The sequence below is a fragment of the Paenibacillus sp. AN1007 genome (assembly GCF_040702995.1).
Taxonomy (GTDB): Bacteria; Bacillota; Bacilli; order Paenibacillales; family Paenibacillaceae; genus Paenibacillus.
Window position 1 is genome coordinate 6,340,662 of the sequence record NZ_CP159992.1, and the last position, 17,816, is coordinate 6,358,477.

Sequence of the window (17,816 nt, forward strand, 5' to 3'; positions counted from 1 at the left end):
TCACATTTTCATGAATCGGCCCCTGTATTTTTGACTTCATATGTTTTATAGTAGGAATATCGAAATCGTTTTAGAAAAATATAATGAACATCCTATTCTTAGAAGAATGCATGTATGACAAAGGGTTTTTAGTCAATTTAGCAGTATAATGCATCTGAACTAATGCATAATTTATTTTAAAATTGTATTCGCTATCATTATAATTATAATTTCATTTATTGAAGGAGATTGGATATGACAACTCATCAAACGAAATACCCGTTTCAAGATACTGCACTTCCGCTTAACGATCGGGTAAAGGACCTCGTATCCCGGTTGACAGATGAAGAAAAAATCGAATCCATGCTCCAGTACCAGCCAGCCGTTGAGCGCTTGGGTGTGGCGGCTTACAAACACGGAACGGAAGCTGCGCACGGACTGGCATGGCTTGGTGAAGCGACATCCTTCCCACAGCCTGTTGGGCTGGCATGTACGTGGGATACAGATTTGATGAAACAAATCGGCTCCGTCATCGGAGATGAAGCACGTGTATTCTATAAGCGTAATCCTGCCGTCAATGGTCTTACCCTGTGGGCACCAACGGTGGATATGGAACGTGATCCGCGCTGGGGTCGGAATGAGGAAGCGTATGGTGAGGACCCGGAGCTGACAGCAGAGCTGACAACCGCATTGGTAAAGGGCATCCAGGGTGATCACCCCCAATACTATAAAGCGGTGGCTACCCTCAAACACTTTCTAGGCAACAACAACGAGGTGGATCGCGGCAGCGGCTCATCCAGTATCGATCCGCGCAATATGCGCGAATATTATTTGAAAGCATTTGAAAAGCCGTTCAAGCAGGGCGGAGCACAGTCAATGATGACTGCGTACAACTCTATCAATGGAACGCCAGCTCTGCTGCATCCCTATGTGAACGAGATTGTCAAAGGTGAATGGGGCATGGATGGTTTTATCGTCAGCGATGCGGGTGACGTGATGGGCATCAAAAATGACCATCACTACTACGATTCCCACACACCAGGTACGGTGGAGTCAGTCAAAGCAGGGATTGACAGCATCACCGATGATGCCGAACTGTCCAAGCAAGCGCTGCGTGAAGGGCTGGAGCAGGGGCTGCTCAGCATGGAGGATATTGATAAAGCCTTGTTCAACACTTTCCGTGTACGTTTCCGTCTCGGTGAGTTTGATCCCGAAGAAGGCAACCCGTATGCTGCAATCGGCGAGGAATCTATGATGACAGAGAAGGCCAAGGCATTGTCTCTTCGGGCGGCGAGAGAACAAATGGTCCTGCTTAAAAATGATAAAAGCATCCTGCCCCTGGACAAAACCCAAGCAGGTAAAGTGGCTGTCATTGGTCAGCTCGGCGGAACAGTCTATCGGGACTGGTATGCAGGAACGCTGCCTTACCATGTGACACCTCTGGAAGCCATTCGCAGCAAAGTAGGCAGCGATAACGTAACCTTCCAGGATGGTGATGACCGCATCACGCTGACTTCTAAAGCAAGCGGTAAGAAGCTGGGACTTGTCCGGACCGAGAACTCACCTGTGATGGCAGTCAAAGCTTCGGAAGAAGCCGAGACGTTCCGAGTGACGGACTGGGGTTTTGGCAGTTACACGCTGCAGGCCGAAAGTAATGGCAAATACCTGACCACGGATGAAGAGTCCGTCACTGCGTCAGCTAATGAGGTGTATGGCTGGTTTGTCAAAGAAGTATTTCACCTGCTTCCGCAGCCTGACGGCAGTGTAGGATTGACAACTTGGAATGGCAAAGTGGTGACCGTGCCGGCTGAAGGGCATGATGCGCTCAAGGTGTCTGAAGAGCTGAAGAAATTTGGTGATGCCGAGACATTTCAGCAAAATGTAGTAATCAGCGGAATAGAAGAAGCCGTTACTGCTGCCAAAGAAGCCGAGACAGCCATTGTATTTGTTGGTAACAACCCACTCGTCAACGGCAAAGAAGAAGTGGATCGTCCGGGTCTGGATCTGGCCGAATCACAGCAGCGGCTGGTGCAGGCCGTATATGAGGCTAACCCGAATACGGTAGTGGTCATCGTGGGAAGTTATCCATTTACCTGTAACTGGGTTCAGGAGAATATTCCAGCGATCCTGTACACGTCACATGCCGGACAGGAACTGGGCAGCGCAGTCGCTGACGTGCTGTACGGGGATTATGCTCCTGCGGGCCGTTTGAACATGACTTGGGTACAATCGGAAGATCAGCTGCCCGATATTCGCGATTACGATATCATTCAATCTGGACGGACGTATCAATATTTTGAAGGCAGTGTGTTATATCCGTTCGGACACGGGCTGACATATGCATCATTTAAATACAGCAATCTGGAGGTTAGTCCTTTACAAGCGGGCCAAGATGACCAAGTGACGATCCGTGTGGATGTGACCAATACCGGCTCAATCGACAGTGACGAGGTGGTGCAGCTGTATGTACGTGCAGGCAAGTCAAGAGTTAAACGTCCGCTCAAAACGCTGAAAGCTTTCCGCCGCCTTCATATTAAAGCAGGAGCGACAGTAACGGTTCATTTTGAGCTGCCTGTTCAGGAACTGGCAATCTGGGATGTCACGCGTGACCGGTACGTAGTGGAGGAAGGCATTTATTCCATCATGGCAGCCAAGTCTTCATCGGATGTGCAGTTAGTTGCAGATCTGAAGGTAGTGGGAGAGACTATTCCTGCACGTAATCTAAGTGTGAGTACACGCGCCGAGAACTATGATGCGTATCAGGGTGTGGAACTGGATGAGTGCAAAGAAGGCGGAACAGCAGTCCGTGTTATCGGAGAGCGGGGGTGGATTGCCTTTAAGGATGCTGATCTTGGAAGCGGGATGACTGTTCTTGAAGCACGCGTATCTGCAGAACAGGAAGATGGTGTGCTGGAAGTGAGATTAGGTGCACCTGATGGCGCAATTGCTGGTCGTTTGGAACTGGCACGGGGCGGTGCGCAGCAGTGGCAGTCGGTTAAAGCTGAACTGACAGGAGCAGCGGGATTGCAGGATGTTTATCTGGTACTGACTGCGGGTGTACGCATTCGTCATTTCGAGATTCGTTAGTTATAGAACATATAAAAGAGAGCTTACGATTAGCAGAAGGTCGCCGACTTTCTATTGTATCCTCTCTGTAATATGGGGCTGCCAGCTTTGCTGGTTGGCCCTTTTTGCGTTTTTTCTAAGGTTCCCATTCAAAAACAGAAATTATATAACGATAAATACTATATAGTGTCATATCATTAACTGCTTGCAAAGGTGAAGAAAAGCCAATCTCAGGCGCATTCTTTATCAGGACGGATATGTAAGCTGGAAAAGCCAAGGAAAAGAGGAAACTCCAATGTTACACTATTTTCGCAATCGAAGTTTAGTTTTTACAAGTTCTGTTCTAATTGCCTTCATCCTGTTTGCTCTGATCCTTACGATGAGTTTTATCAATTTTAAGCAGAGCGAGCAGGCCTACTATGAAGAGATTAACCAGGTCGGTAAGGCCTTGTCCGGCCAGCTCCAAGTTAACTATCACCAAGTAGAGACAGCCAAGAAGCAGCTGGAAACCTCTGATCAACCATCCTCACCTGAACTTACGTCCCTGAAAGAACAGCTGGATGCCATGACGGGTGCTGCATCCATTGCGAACGCTTATATCTTTAAATCGGATATTATTGAACGTGATGGGAAACAGATTTTGACCGGAGTACAGGTCAATCAGGCCCTGATTGATCTGGGTATGGTACCCGGCGTCGAATATGAAATTCCGGCTTTAGTTCAAGATACATATAAACTTGTTCTGCAGCAGGGGACAGCTTTTACTGAACCTTATACTGATAGCGCAGGAACTTGGGTGACCTATCTAAGCACGATTAAGGATGACCGTGGGCAAGCGGCAGCTATATTTGGTCTGGATTTGGACGCCGCCAAAGTAAAGCAGGATCGGATGTGGATGTTTTTATACAGTTTGGGCGGGGGACTGCTGGCAGCAGCGGTGCTGATCGTTCTGCTGATTATTCTGCTGCGTATTGTCCTTCGTCCGTTACAAAATCTGGCGGTTGTATCCAATCTGGCTGCGGAAGGCAATCTGACGGTAAGCCTGACGGTGCGCAATAACAATGAAATCGGACAGTCTGCAAAAGCATTTAATCATATGCTCGCAGCGCTGCAGCAGCTGATTACAGGAATTCAGTCAACCTCCTCAAACGTGACCCGTTCCGCATCTGATCTGCAGTTAAGCGCGGAGCGAACAACGGAAGCTTCACAGGAGATCACCGAATCAATGCTGCAGGTATCCTCCAGGGCAGAACGGCAGCGCCAATCCACATATGAATGCCAGGAATCCATCAGCGAGATGGTGACGGGTATCCGGCGTATTGCTGAATCAACCCAGACAGCAGCCGCATTGGCTGCGGATACGACGGATCGGGCAACCACGGGCGAAGCAGATATTACAACCATGGTCGATCAGATGCAGCGAATTGAACATAACATGACCGGGACGGTTACGGTTCTTCATGAGCTGCAGCAGCAGAATAGTAACATTGGCGGAATCATGTCTATGATTCGGGATATCGCGGATCAAACGAACCTTCTTGCTCTCAATGCTTCTATTGAAGCCGCTAGAGCGGGGGAATCCGGCAGGGGATTTGCTGTAGTGGCTCAGGAGATTCAGAAGCTGTCTACCCGCTCCAAAGAATCCTCCGATCAGATCGACCAAATCCTGAAAGGCATATTTAATTATACAGAGAGGGCCGTAGGCTCCATTGAAGAGTCTGTGAACGCAGCTAAAAAGGGTGCAGAGACGTCTGAAATCACCGCCGGGGCCTTCCGTCAGATCGTTGGAGCGATACAAAAGGTGTCGGAACAGATCTATGAAGTATCTGCCGCCTCAGAGCAGATGTCAGCCAGCAGTGATCAGATTGCTGCCGCTCTGTCTCAGCTCGGTACTGCAGCTTCTGACTCATCTGACAATGCAAACAAAGCTCGTGCTTCTTCTGAAGAGCAGCTGGCCTTAATGCAGGAAGTGTCCAGTCTATCCCATGAGCTGAGAAGCCTGGCTCACGAACTGAATCAAGTTATTCAAAGATTTCAGGTGTAACACTGCTCGTTTTGTTGTGTCAGCATAGAAAAACATCGTTACCCTGCATCGATCTGCAGGGTAACGATGTTTCCCGAATTCTGCGTGGCACGCACATCAATCAAACGCTGATTACGGCTGCCGCGGAAGGGCAGGGATACATCACGCTCAGCTGCAATGTAACGTCCATCTATAATCACATCGCACAGCTGCGCAAGCGCTGCTCTCTCCGGGTCGGTGACGAGCTCCTCATATTCAAATCCTGTGTAGGCCCACACCGTCAGATCAGGCCGTGCATTCCGGAACTGGCGCACCCACCGGACACATCCTGCTGCCGAGAAAAAAGGGTCACCTCCGCATAACGTCACACCGTCCAGCAATGGGTGGTGTGTGACCTCCTGCAAAATCTGCTGCTGCCGCTCTTCGGTGAAGGGTTCCCCTGCTCTGAAGCTCCATGAATCAGGGCTGAAGCAGCCAGGGCATGCGTGACGGCATCCGCTGATAAACAGCACGGCACGCAGACCCGTTCCTTCATTGACCGATTCGGGAATGTAACCAAACAGGTTCATCGGTGTTTCACTCGATCGCGTACCTCAGCCTGCTTCGCAGCATTGAAGCGGACTTTATAATCTCCTGTCAGATAGCCGGTTACGCGGCGCAGGCGTTGAAAATGCACATCATTTTCGTGCACCTCGCATTCCGGACAGCGATCACCGATAACCCCCTCATACCCGCATTCCGGGCAGCGATCGATCGGATGATTAATCGAGAAGTACCCGATATCCTGTGCCAGTGCGTACTGCACAATGCGCATAAAAGCCGCCGTGTTGGCCCGCACATTGCCGTCAAGCTCAACATAAGAGATGGCTCCGGCATTACACAGGGCGTGAAAAGGCGCTTCCAGCTCGATCTTACGATAGGCAGGAAGATGATGATAAACCGGGATGTGGAATGAGTTCGTATAATATTCACGTTCATTTACACCGGAGATGGGGCCATAACGAGCACGGTCTAATTTGGTGAATTTACCGGATAGACCTTCTGCAGGTGTCGCAAACAGTGTAACGTTCAAGTTATGCTGCTCACTCATGCGATCACAGAATTCTCTCATCGTGCGGATGACATGCAGCGCTTCGCGATGTACATGCATGTCCTGTCCGTGATGGCGTCCATACATAGCGGTCATACATTCGGCCAGTCCGATAAATCCAAGCGACAACGTTCCGTGCTTTAACAGATCGGCAACCGGTTCATCCGGTTCCAGCTTCTCGCCGCCTTCCCATACGCCTTCACGCATCATGAAGTCTGATGATTTGGCGGGCTGTTTTTTCTGTATGGCATACCGGTGCAGCAGGCCGTCCACGGCATTGTGCATGATTTTATCCAGAGCCGCATAGAAACCTTCCCGATCCGCGACAGCCCGGTTTCCCCGGCAGATACCGAATCGAATCCCCAATTTGACCAGATTAACCGTGTTGAAGGACAGGTTTCCTTTACCGCTCTGCCGATTCCGGCCAAACCGATCCGCAAGGGTACGCGTGCGGCAGCCCATAGTCGCAATGATCGTATCCGGGTCTTCCGGGCGGTAATAGGGCAAATTAAACGAGGCATCCACATTGACAAAGTTAGGATACATACGCCGTGAAGAACAGGTCACCGCGAGGCGGAATAAATCATAGTTCGGATCGTCCTTAGACTGGTTAACGCCCTGCTTGCACTGGAAAATATGCTGTGGAAATACGGGTGTCTCTCCATGCCCAAGGCCGCGAATGGTTGCTTCCAGCAGCGAACGAGACACGAGGCGTCCCTCTGCTGAGGTACACATTCCGTAATTTAATGAGGTAAAAGGAATTTGCCCACCTGCGCGGCTGCTCATCGTATTCAAATTATGTATAAGTGATTCGGCCGCCTGTCCAGTCTCCAGTTCTGTCTCTTCATATGCGAATGCAAATGCACGCGGACACTGCTGCTTCGCTTCGGCACTATCCAGATGAAGGTGCTCGTCCATTAGTACGGCATGCTCGTCGAAGAGGCGCTGTCCTTTGCGGAAATGCTTTATGAATGAGCGGCGTACATAAGGCGCGAGATCCCAGTCTATTTTGTTGGCAGAAACGCCGCCGTACTGACTGTTTTGCTGGGATTGGAAGATGATCGCAACCAGTGCCATCGCAGACATAATCGTCTGGGGGGTACGAACAGACCCATTCCCGGTATTGAACCCGGAAGCCAGCAGCCGATCAAATGGAATGAAGATGCAGTTGGTCGTTCCAAGGGCATACTGATCCAGATCGTGCACATACAAGTCTCCGCTCTCAACAGCTTCTGCAAGTGCCACAGGCAGTACATGACGCATAGCATGCCATTTGGCAGTCTCTGATCCAAGCCTGCTCATCTTGCCGCTGAACGAATCCCCATTCAGATTCGCGTTCTCTCTCAGCGTATCAGCGTCTTCTGCGCCAATAATACGTCTTCCCAGGTCAGATAACAGATCGGCTGCCGGTGGTGCGGCATACTCAAGCATAGTCATGTAACGTGCCTCCTAAATGATTTTTATAATAGATTATAATTTTGATAATATATAAGTTATATACTACATGTTGATTGGTATTATCCATTTATAAACTATATGTGGGTTTTTGGGTGTGATTATGATCACACTCCCTTAGGGGATGAGAGCAATTTCCGTGATTTGGCGCGGGATTGAGGTTTCCAAATTTCAAGCGGGAGCGTATAATTTCTATTTATCCTGCAAGTATATACTTCCAAGTCAGAAGTCGTAGAATGAAGCATTCTTACAGATTTGTTTGGCGAGGTAAAAGGTTAAAGATCCCAGTATGATTCTCTTATACTTCTGTGGTGTTAAACATATAAGTATAGTTTGTGACAATCATTCTGATTTCCTAGCAGAGTTCTGCATGTAATTTAACATTCTGATCGGTGAATTTAATATAGCACCAAGATAAACAAAGAGGGGTTGGATCATGGGGACGGTAGAAGGCATCAACCAAGGCTTCTATGAAAATATCGAAGAAGCAGCGGCCCATATTGTGGACGTATTAAGTGGCATATTAAGAGTGAATACCATCTTCGTAGCCACGAATGACGGAGTGACTAATGTCATTCTGGAAGCCTTCAACCGCAAAGAAGAACTAATTGTCAAAGGTACTGAACTTCCGTTCGAGGAATCTTACTGCAGCCTGGTCTTGAAAGACAAAGGTAACGTCATCACGACGATTTCGGATACCTGCGAGCATTCGATGACAAGCTCTATGAATGTCACGAATGAATTAGGAAACCGATTCTTTTTAGGTGTACCCATTATGCGAAGAACAGGTGAAGCGTTTGGGACGATCTGTCTAATGGATAATCCGGGTTATGTGGTCAGTGAGACGGACATGAAGACACTGGAAGCAATGGCCGTGTTCCTGGGATATGTTGTTGACCTGGAGCGTGCACTCCATGTTCAGGAACAGAAGCTCAGTGATTCGGAACAGCTGCAGGAAAAACTTCAGGCCGAGAAGGAACGTGCCGAGTCGGAAGCAATGACCAAGACACAGATGCTCAAGCTGATGAGCCATGAGATCCGTAATCCGCTGAACGGCATTTTGGGATTGACGGACCTGATGCGAACACCCGATATGTCGGACGAGCAGGTCGAGTATATAAATATGATTGAAACAAGCGGCAATATTTTGCTATCGCTGCTTAACAATATGATGAACTTTAATATTAATGAGGCTGGAAAAACAGTGATTCATGATGACCCCTTCGATCTGGTCAGCACCATCGAGAACACGGTTTACCTCTATGCTGGTGCAGCAACGAGCAAAAATATTGAGCTTGGTTTAAATCTTGATCTGAATGTGTCGCAGGTTTTCATCGGTGACGAGGTTAAGCTTGGCCAGCTGCTTGGGCATCTTATGCAGTATGCCATGGATTCTACCCGGGAAGGTGCAGTGCTGGTGACAGCAGAGATGAAGGGAGAGGAAACGGAAGAGACGGGACTCCTCCTGCTTCGAGTTAAATATTCGGGACAGATGTTATCCGATAACCGCTTGCGAACCTCTTCCGTCAAACCGGAGATGATCAGCACCGAGAAGCTGATTGGAAGCAATCTGGGTCTGGCGGTCAGTCAGAACCTGGCGATTCTGATGCATGGCCGCATTCAGGTGAACAGCATGCATGGGAACGAGACAGAATTTGAAATTTCACTTCCCTTACGGAGATACTGGGATCTGCCTCAAATTACAAGTGTACAGCAGCGTCTGAAAGCGAAAAAAGTGCTGCTCGCTAAAGATCCTGACATCCTGCAGGGGGTATCCTCTTTAATGCGGAGATGGGAGATGGATGTGCACATGACTTCCGGTTCCGCAGTCGCTTGTGAATGGATCAAGGAAGGCTTCAGGCCGGACGTGGCTGTCGTTGATATGGGATTGCAGGAGGGCATTACCTCCGATTTCGTCGTTGCGCTGAAGCAGCACATCGAGAATTTGCCCGTCATTGTGCTCGTTCCGTACGGAATGCATATGGACATTCATCAGACGGAGGTCTTTGATGCTGTGCTGACGAAGCCGGTAAGACAGACCGAGCTGTTAAATGCACTAAGCATTATTTTGCCGTAATAACCGTCCTTATTAAAGGGGCTGCGTCGCGTTCCTTTCACGTGCCTCGGTACGTCTGCAGTAGACTCCCGACTGGGAACGCAAATACGGCAAAAAGGGCTTCCCTCAGTATTATCAGCCACACCCTAAGCACATCGCTTCAGGGTGTGCTTTTATTTTTTTGCCTGTTCCTCCTGCTTGTACACTTAAAGTTTCTTCATTCGCTTAGGTTAGGTTACAATAGGATGTGGAACTTCATCATTTCTACATTCTGAGGAGGACATGCATTCATGGATTATCGCAGGTTGGGTGGAAGCGGACTGAAAGTAAGCGAGATCAGCCTAGGGAGCTGGTTGACGTACGGAGGATACGTGGAACGTGAAAATGCAGTGAAATCAATTGAAACGGCATTTGATGAAGGTATTAACTTTTTTGATACAGCCAACGCCTATGAGCGGGGAGCTGCCGAAGTACTGCTGGGCCAAACATTGAAAGCGTACTCACGGAATTCTTATGTGCTCGCAACCAAAGTTTTTAATAAAATGGGTGAAGGCCCTAACGACCACGGGTTATCCCGCAAACATATTATGGAGCAGTGTGAAGCCAGCTTGACTCGCCTCGGCACCGATTACATCGATATTTACTATTGCCATCGTTATCATCAGGAGACGCCGATCGAGGAGACCCTTCGTGCACTGGACGATCTGGTGCGTCATGGTAAAGTGCTGTACGTGGGTGTCAGCCAGTGGACAGCGGCTCAGATGGAAGACGCACTTGGTACAGCGGATCGCCTGCTGCTGGATCGCATTGTTGTGAATCAGCCGGTCTATAATATGTTTGACCGATACATTGAACATGAAATTATCCCTTTGGGTGAACGTAAAGGGATCGGACAAGTGGTCTATTCTCCGCTTGCTCAAGGTCTGCTGACAGGTAAGTATACATCTGTTTCGGATATCCCGGAGAACAGCCGGGCTGCCAAACTCGGCTGGGATGAAGGCAAAATCAACGCAGACCGCATCGGCAAAGTAAGACAGCTCACTGAAGTGGCAGACAAACTCAATCTAAAAGTGGGCCAGCTGGCCTTGGCTTGGATTCTTCGGCAGCGTAATGTCTCCAGTGCATTGGTCGGTGCAAGCCGCCCGGAACAGGTCAAAGAAAATGCTGCAGCTTCGGGAGTTAAACTGGATGCTGCTGTTATTGAAGAGATTGAACGCATTCTTGCCTGATACTTCTTCTGCATGATTAGGTGATAGATAACCGTATCTGTTCAAAGTTTAAAAAGGGATGTCCAGCATCTGCCTGATATGGAGGCAGACGGGACATCCCTTTTATGATTCGAGCTTTCTCAGAAAAGTTCGTTATCAACAACCGTGATGTTGCGCGGCGGCAGAGAGCATACTTTATTCCGTCCCGTATTTTTTGCTTCGTACAATGCACGGTCAGCCTGATCAAAAAGATCACTGTCATCAAGGTCATCACAATGATCAGGGTATACGGCTACACCAATAGAGATGGTCAGCTTTACCGTCTGACCGTCAGGCAGGGCGAATAAAAATCGGGCGACGGCTTTCCGTACCGATTCCGCAATGGCCATGGATTGATGGTAACCGCAATCGAGCAGCAGAATCGCGAATTCCTCCCCTCCGTTACGGGAGACAAGATCGGTGGAGCGTGCGTGGGTAACGAGCAGTTGTCCAAGCTGTTTCAGTACAGCATCACCAGCAGAGTGCCCGTATGTATCGTTTACTTTCTTGAAACGGTCAATATCAATGACAAGCAGGGACAGCTTCTGATGGTACTGCCTTGCATGCTGAAGCTCGGACCGCAGCGAATGCTCAAACTGCCGCCGATTACTCAAATCCGTCAGATGGTCGGTAGAAGCACGCCGCTCAAGCAGAAACAGCATCTCATTCGATCGATTAATAAATTCGGCAATAAAATAAATGAAAATACCTCCGGCAAATGCGATGGTCATCTGTATTGGATAAACTTTCATCAGAGTACTCAAGCTGGTCGTGTTCATCAGCAGCACAACAAATATCATGGTCATGCCGAGCAGATTCATGGTAATGATCTTGGTTAATCTGGACCATGAAGCATAGGCAAAGTATACTCCTGTCAGTCCGAGCAGTGTCATGATGAATGCTGCATCAATTGCAGAAGAGGTTATACCGAACATCAGGATCCGAAGAATGGCAATGATGATACCGGAAATGACCGAAGCCATCCCGCCAAGATATACAGCTGCAGTCACAACAGCAAGATGCCGCAAATCCACGATGGTTGTTTCATTTATATGAAAAGAATAATTCATAAGCACTGTACCGTATAAACCGAATAACAAGCCGCCGATGACCTGAACGCGCAGCGAAGGAAAAGGCAGGCGAATGCTGTAGAATTTGGCGATAATCCCTGACAGGTACAAAAAGGTGATTATCACACAGAGATTAACAAAAAAAGTGCTTAACAACCAGCATCCCCCCTTTTACGCACATCCCTCTATTTTATCTGAAAAACGGTGCGGCAGCGAACCATATAATCCCAAATGCTTGAAGGGTTTGGTTCTAATTCGCTATAAAGTTCCAAGGCCAGTGAAGATGAAGCAATATTGACTTCGATATACATTAAGATTTATACTTAATCTAAATCAAAATTAATTTGAAGTTTATAAAAAGCTGAAGCGAACAATAGCGTTCGAAACAAAATATAGCCATGATGAGCAGTATAAAAAGGAGACCTGGTTGTGAAAACTTTAAATTTAACGATCCAACGGCAAGCGGTATATGATGTCGTACGTAATTCAGAAGATCACCCGACAGCTGCCGAAGTCATGAATCGGCTGGTAGAACAGGGATATAACCTGGCATACGGCACCGTATATAATTCTCTTCGGTACTTAACAGACAAAGAGCTGATTCGGGAGCTTAAGCTCGGTGAAACAGCGAGTCGATATGATGCGAGAATGGATGATCACCAGCACATTATGTGTGAGGTATGCGGCAAAGTGGATGAGGTGATGACAGAAGTCCCTCCACAGTGGATGAAGCAGGTAGCAGCAGAAACGGGTTATGCAATTGATCATGCTCATGTGGTATTTGGAGGTGTCTGCGGGGAATGCAAAAACAAACGGATCAAGTAAAAGTGAAATGGTCAGGGCGGCGTTTACCTCTTCGGGTTAAACCTGCTCTGGCAGACTCCATGACTGAACCGCCTCTGGTGGATAACTGCCCGATTACGAGACGTGTCATTCTGATCAGCCCGATGCCGGGACAAGTGCATGAACTGGTAAAGGCTTTGACAGATAGCTGTTTTGACGTACTTGTGTTTCATCGCTGGGAACCGGATCTCCATGAGCGCCTTGTTTTTGATCTGCTGATCTATGATCTCTCGGTTGCGGGAACGATCGATGCGTTTACGGGAATCCACAGTCGGTTGAACCGCGAGGCCGAGCACACGACCCCTTGTCTCTACCTGGTGGGAGAGAAAATGATTGGCAGTGCAAGCGGACCGATGCTTCAGGAGGAGCTGCTGGTGTGGCCTGCGCGCCCGCAGGAGGCGCTTTACCGGGTACAGCGCATGATCGGCAGCAGCCCGGTAATGCCCAAGCGGGCTTTTTTACCTGAAGAAGGACAGCGAATCGGATTCAAAGACTTGGTGCTGGATCGGGAACGCATGAGTGTACAGCGTGATCAGGATCGAATTCACCTGACCAAGACGGAGTATGATCTGCTGCTTAAGCTGATTGATGCCAAAGGTGCAGTTATCTCGCGTGAAGAGATGCTGAGTGATATCTGGGAGACGGATTTTACAGGCGGCAGCAATGTGGTGGATGTTCATATCAAAAGCTTGCGCAAAAAATTGGGCGATAATGCTTCGTCCCCTCAGTATATCGTAACGGTAAGAGGCGTAGGCTACCGGTTGGCGGATTAATTTTATGCGAAAAATAGTGGTCAATGGAAGCACCTATTGGTGGAGTTATAGAACGGTCAGAGACGTTTACTGCAGGTCCAAACTGACGTTCATTACGGAAAAGAAGGACATGAGATATATCATTGTATTTGGAACCCGGGATACACCGATTTCCGGCAGTCCTTTGAATGAAGGATTACGGATGAAAAAAGAGGATGTAACACATGCTGTGAATTTTAACCAGCCCAGATATGTGGCCGAAGTGCTGAAGTCCGTACTTGAGATGCAGTTCGATACAAGTAGGAAGAACGTGCTGGAGCTGAATGGCAATGAGTTATTAACACGTATGGGGTATGAGGATCTTACAGGGCTAATGATCTAGGTACATGACTGTAAACGGTAAAAAACAATTGAGGAGCATTCACCATGGTGCTGCTGATTATGCCCATTCAGGATGAAATATGGCGTAGACCGTTATGAAGCGGTCTGCGCTTTTTTTGTGATTTCCGGTGTCATATGAAACGTGTTTCGCATCCTTCATATATCATTCATTTTAGGTATATTAACCTCATCCTAATCTCATGTGAACCTCATGCAGCGAAGGGATGGGACATGTTAGAATCATTTTAACAGTTAGATCAAGTCTAAATGTATATTTCGGCAAACGACGAATATGATTGGAATTAGATAGATACAGCAGACATGATACCCATTCTAGAGGAGGACGACATGATGACAGATCGTTTGACAACCAACCAGGGAGCTCCCGTAGGAGATAACCAGAATTCACGGACTGCAGGAAGAAGAGGGCCTACCCTGCTGGAGGACTACCATCTGATTGAGAAGATCGCCCATTTTGACCGAGAGCGTATTCCTGAACGAGTTGTACATGCGAGAGGTGCAGGGGCACATGGGATATTCAAGCTGGAGCAGAGCATGACGGCGTACACAACAGCGGATTTCCTGCAAGAACCGGGCACTGAAACCGATGTGCTTGTACGGTTCTCAACCGTTATTCATGGTACGGGTTCTCCCGAAACTGCTCGTGACCCGCGGGGATTTGCTGTTAAATTTTATACACGTGAAGGCAACTATGATATTGTCGGCAATCACCTGCCGGTCTTCTTTATTCGCGATGCGATTAAATTCCCGGATATGGTACATTCCCTGAAGCCTGCTCCAGATACTAACATTCAGGACCCGGCTCGTTATTGGGACTTCATGACGCTCTCCCCGGAATCAACGCATATGATGACATGGCTGTTCTCAGATCTGGGAACGCCCGCGAGTTACCGGGAGATGGATGGTTTCGGTGTACACGCATTCAAATGGATCAATGCCGAGGGCGAAGTGCACTATGTAAAATACAAATGGGAATCGGTTCAAGGGGTTCGCGCTTTCTCACGTCAGGAAGCTGCTGAAGTTCAGGGACAGGATTTCAACCATGCAACACGTGATCTGCACGAACATATCAAAAACGGTGATTTCCCGCAGTGGAAGCTGCAGGTGCAGCTGCTGAAGCCGGAACAGATGGATGATTTCTCTTTTGATCCACTCGACCCGACCAAAACATGGCCGGAAGATGTTCTTCCCTTCCAAACGGTGGGGACGATGACATTGAACCGTAATCCGCAGAATTTCTTTGCAGAAGTGGAGCAGGCAGCATTCTCACCGAGCGCGGTTGTACGGGGAATTGAACCATCTGAGGATAAGCTGCTGCAGGGTCGTTTGTTCTCTTACCCGGATACACAGCGGCACCGACTCGGACCTAACTATCTGCAGATTCCGGTGAACTGCCCTTATGCACCTGTGCGCAATCATCAGCGTGATGGGCTCATGAATGTGAACCAAGATCCGTCTCCTGTAAACTATGAACCTAACAGTTCGAGCAGCAGCCCGCAAGAAGATCCGGCTTACCGTGAAATTCAGGTTCCACTGCAGGGGCATGTCACGAGAGAGAAAATTGAGAAAACAGATGATTACACACAAGCCGGGGAATTGTTCCGTTCGTTCACGCCTGCTGAGCAGCACAACCTGTTGGATAATTTGACGAATGATCTCAAAGCCGTACCGGTAGATATTCAGATGCGAGCCTTATGCCATTTCTTCCGGGCGGACGGACAGTTGGGTGCTCGATTGGCTCATGGCTTGGGCATAGATATCTCCGGGCATATGCCAAAATAAACGAAATGACGGGCGAAGGTGTATAGTCCTGCATTTAATACGAAGGGAGTGCCATTCTTTTCAATGACTTCGTAAAGGTACGTATTAATGTATATTATGAACACCGGGCAGGACTGCAGTTATGCAGAATAGCCCGGTTTCCTTATGTCATTTGATACGCAAATGGAAAACAAATTTACAAATCATTTACATAAAATACCTGACATAGAGGTTGACTTCTCCTTCGTGGGCACTACAATGGGTAGTGTGAGGGGTGTCAGATGATGAGAATACTTAATTTCAAAGTGGGAGAGCGTGGACTGAACCGATTCTTCGGTCCGTTGGAGGCCAGAATTATGGACATTCTGTGGGCTCGCCCCGGAAGCAGCATCCGTGAAGTACAGACTGCATTGGAGCAGGAAAAGGATGTAAATTTCAATACGGTTATGACTGTGATGAATCGTTTGGTGGATAAGGGACTGCTCAGTAAAACACAGAAAGGCCGCACATCGCTGTATAAACCGGTACAGAGCAGGGAGGCGTTTATGAACGATCAATCCAAGGAATTGTCACAGGAATTGGTGGATGAATTCGGGTCGCTGGCATTGAACCATATGCTGGACGCGCTGGATGAAGCGGATGAAGGCTTAATTGAACGACTCGAAATGAAGATTAAGCAGTGGAAAAAGGATAACGATTAATATGTGGAAGACCCGTTCCAAGATTTTGTTCACCGTCGGGTTTGGTATTCCGGTACTTGTGCTCGTGCAGATGTTCATGTATGCGATGTACAAAATATATGGATGGGATATCCGGCTGAATCTGTTATGGCTGTGCAATCACTGGATGAGCCAGTTGGGCTGGATGTCTGTAGGGCATTTCTTAATGCTGCTGGTGGTGCTGACTTTCGTGGGTACAAGCTGGATGCTGTCTGTACGAATTATTCAGACTCGGGCAGCATTGACCAAGCTCCGCTCGATGGAGATTCGAACGTGGTCAGCGGAGCTGAGTGCAAGATACCGGCACCTCAAGAAACCTCGGTTTCTCGTTGTGGACAAGCCTTCTCCAGCAGCGTTTACAATTGGGCTGTGGCAGCCGTGCATCGTGTTATCCACAGGACTGCTCAGCATGCTGGATCCCGATGAAGAGAGAGCTGTCATCTACCATGAGGTTCACCACCTGCGGCATCGGGACCCGCTCAAAACGACAATGCTCTCCGTGTTTGCTGCTGTGATGCCGTATATTCCTGTGCTGAAACATACGTCACAGCAATATCGAACCGTGAGAGAGATTTTAGCGGATAACGAAGCCATTGAACGTACAGGTAACGCTGCCGGTATTGGCAGTGCGCTGTTAAAACTTCTTCGGACATGTTCACCATCAGGTGAAGGCAGAGCGCCAACAATTCAATCCTCGTTTGCCGATACGTCGGTTAATGTGCGTATTTCCCGTTTGCTGGACCCTGAACTGGACGTTGCGCTGCGGTTACCGCGTTATGCCATTCTGGTCTCGGCAGCGGTGTTCCTGTTGTTGTCCATTCTGTTTGTGTGGTCAATTGGATAGAAGACAGCTTTGGAACAAAGTCATAATGAACAAAAAATGAATGAAATGAGGAGATGAATAATGAATAATAAAAACGTTGAAATTGGTCTCTTTTTCTCAAGGATTATGATTGGTTTCATCTTTGTATTACATGGATGGAGCAAATTTGAGGGGGGGATTAGCGGAACCGTTGGTTTCTTCGAAAGTATAGGTATTCCGGGCTTTATGGCTTCGGTTGTTGCCATCATTGAGCTGGCAGGCGGTGCAGCGATGATTCTTGGTTTGGGTACTCGTGTCTTTGCAGCTTTGTTCATCGCTGTTATGGTAGGTGCACTGTTCACAGCCAAGGCAGGTCAGCCCTTCTTGAGCGGAACAGAATTGGATTATCTCTTGATGGCAGGTTCGCTGACTCTTCTTCTGACCGGAAGCCGCTTCCTCGCGCTGGATTATCTATTTAACAGAAAAGGAAGCACACGTCAGAATGTCAGTGCTTGATTTGATTATTGGGAATCGGCATAACATATTCATGA

At 48.2% G+C, this 17,816-nt stretch carries 14 protein-coding genes; 11 read left to right on the forward strand and 3 right to left on the reverse strand.

The genetic code is table 11. The annotated features are described in order from the left end of the window. The first annotated feature begins 234 nt into the window (after positions 1–234). Both ABXS70_RS28470 and ABXS70_RS28475 read left to right on the forward strand, forming a co-directional pair. Positions 235–3,066: a glycoside hydrolase family 3 C-terminal domain-containing protein gene (locus ABXS70_RS28470; protein ID WP_342553184.1), complete on the forward strand. Its 2,832-nt coding sequence runs from the start codon at positions 235–237 to the stop codon at positions 3,064–3,066. 274 nt (positions 3,067–3,340) lie between these two features. Beyond that, on the forward strand, positions 3,341–5,089 hold the full coding sequence (locus ABXS70_RS28475) for a methyl-accepting chemotaxis protein (RefSeq protein ID WP_342553183.1): 1,749 nt from the start codon (positions 3,341–3,343) through the stop codon (positions 5,087–5,089). 38 nt (positions 5,090–5,127) lie between these two features. On the opposite strand, the gene nrdG is transcribed toward ABXS70_RS28475, so the two are convergent. After that, a complete protein-coding gene (gene nrdG, locus ABXS70_RS28480; protein WP_342553182.1) occupies positions 5,128–5,637 on the reverse strand; it encodes an anaerobic ribonucleoside-triphosphate reductase activating protein in 510 nt (169 codons plus the stop codon). Further along, complete coding sequence (locus ABXS70_RS28485; RefSeq protein ID WP_366292770.1) at positions 5,634–7,595, reverse strand: anaerobic ribonucleoside triphosphate reductase; 1,962 nt, start codon at positions 7,593–7,595, stop codon at positions 5,634–5,636. Before ABXS70_RS28485 ends, nrdG begins: the two co-directional genes overlap by 4 nt. Before the next feature lie 454 nt (positions 7,596–8,049). Here ABXS70_RS28485 and ABXS70_RS28490 point away from each other — a divergent pair, with 454 nt between their 5' ends. Then, positions 8,050–9,690, forward strand: coding sequence for a histidine kinase dimerization/phospho-acceptor domain-containing protein (locus ABXS70_RS28490; RefSeq protein WP_366292773.1), 1,641 nt, complete (start codon positions 8,050–8,052; stop codon positions 9,688–9,690). A 269-nt stretch (positions 9,691–9,959) separates the two neighbouring features. Further along, complete coding sequence (locus tag ABXS70_RS28495) at positions 9,960–10,898, forward strand: aldo/keto reductase family protein (protein ID WP_366292775.1); 939 nt, start codon at positions 9,960–9,962, stop codon at positions 10,896–10,898. Positions 10,899–11,017: 119 nt separating this feature from the next. Here ABXS70_RS28495 and ABXS70_RS28500 read toward each other — a convergent pair whose 3' ends face one another. After that, entirely contained in the window at positions 11,018–12,142 is a 1,125-nt protein-coding gene (locus ABXS70_RS28500) for a diguanylate cyclase (protein WP_342553178.1), read from the reverse strand. A gap of 273 nt (positions 12,143–12,415) precedes the next feature. On the opposite strand from ABXS70_RS28500, the gene ABXS70_RS28505 reads away from it, so the two are divergent. The 7 genes from ABXS70_RS28505 (at position 12,416) to ABXS70_RS28535 (ending at position 17,781) form a co-directional block, all read left to right on the forward strand. Further along, entirely contained in the window at positions 12,416–12,811 is a 396-nt protein-coding gene (locus tag ABXS70_RS28505) for a transcriptional repressor (protein ID WP_342553177.1), read from the forward strand. Next, complete coding sequence (locus ABXS70_RS28510) at positions 12,787–13,602, forward strand: winged-helix domain-containing protein (protein WP_342553176.1); 816 nt, start codon at positions 12,787–12,789, stop codon at positions 13,600–13,602. Before ABXS70_RS28505 ends, ABXS70_RS28510 begins: the two co-directional genes overlap by 25 nt. A gap of 4 nt (positions 13,603–13,606) precedes the next feature. Then, positions 13,607–13,963 (forward strand): hypothetical protein, encoded by a 357-nt coding sequence (locus tag ABXS70_RS28515; protein WP_342553175.1) that lies wholly within the window; start codon positions 13,607–13,609, stop codon positions 13,961–13,963. 350 nt (positions 13,964–14,313) lie between these two features. Continuing rightward, positions 14,314–15,765, forward strand: a complete 1,452-nt coding sequence (locus tag ABXS70_RS28520) for a catalase (protein ID WP_366296805.1) — start codon at positions 14,314–14,316, stop codon at positions 15,763–15,765. Between the two features lie 263 nt (positions 15,766–16,028). After that, positions 16,029–16,445: a BlaI/MecI/CopY family transcriptional regulator gene (locus tag ABXS70_RS28525; RefSeq protein ID WP_342556465.1), complete on the forward strand. Its 417-nt coding sequence runs from the start codon at positions 16,029–16,031 to the stop codon at positions 16,443–16,445. Position 16,446: 1 nt separating this feature from the next. After that, positions 16,447–17,307 (forward strand): M56 family metallopeptidase, encoded by an 861-nt coding sequence (locus tag ABXS70_RS28530; RefSeq protein ID WP_342553174.1) that lies wholly within the window; start codon positions 16,447–16,449, stop codon positions 17,305–17,307. 60 nt (positions 17,308–17,367) lie between these two features. Then, positions 17,368–17,781 carry a DoxX family protein gene (locus ABXS70_RS28535; protein WP_342553173.1) on the forward strand — a complete coding sequence of 138 codons (414 nt, stop codon included), beginning with the start codon at positions 17,368–17,370 and terminating at the stop codon, positions 17,779–17,781. Positions 17,782–17,816: the final 35 nt, after the last annotated feature.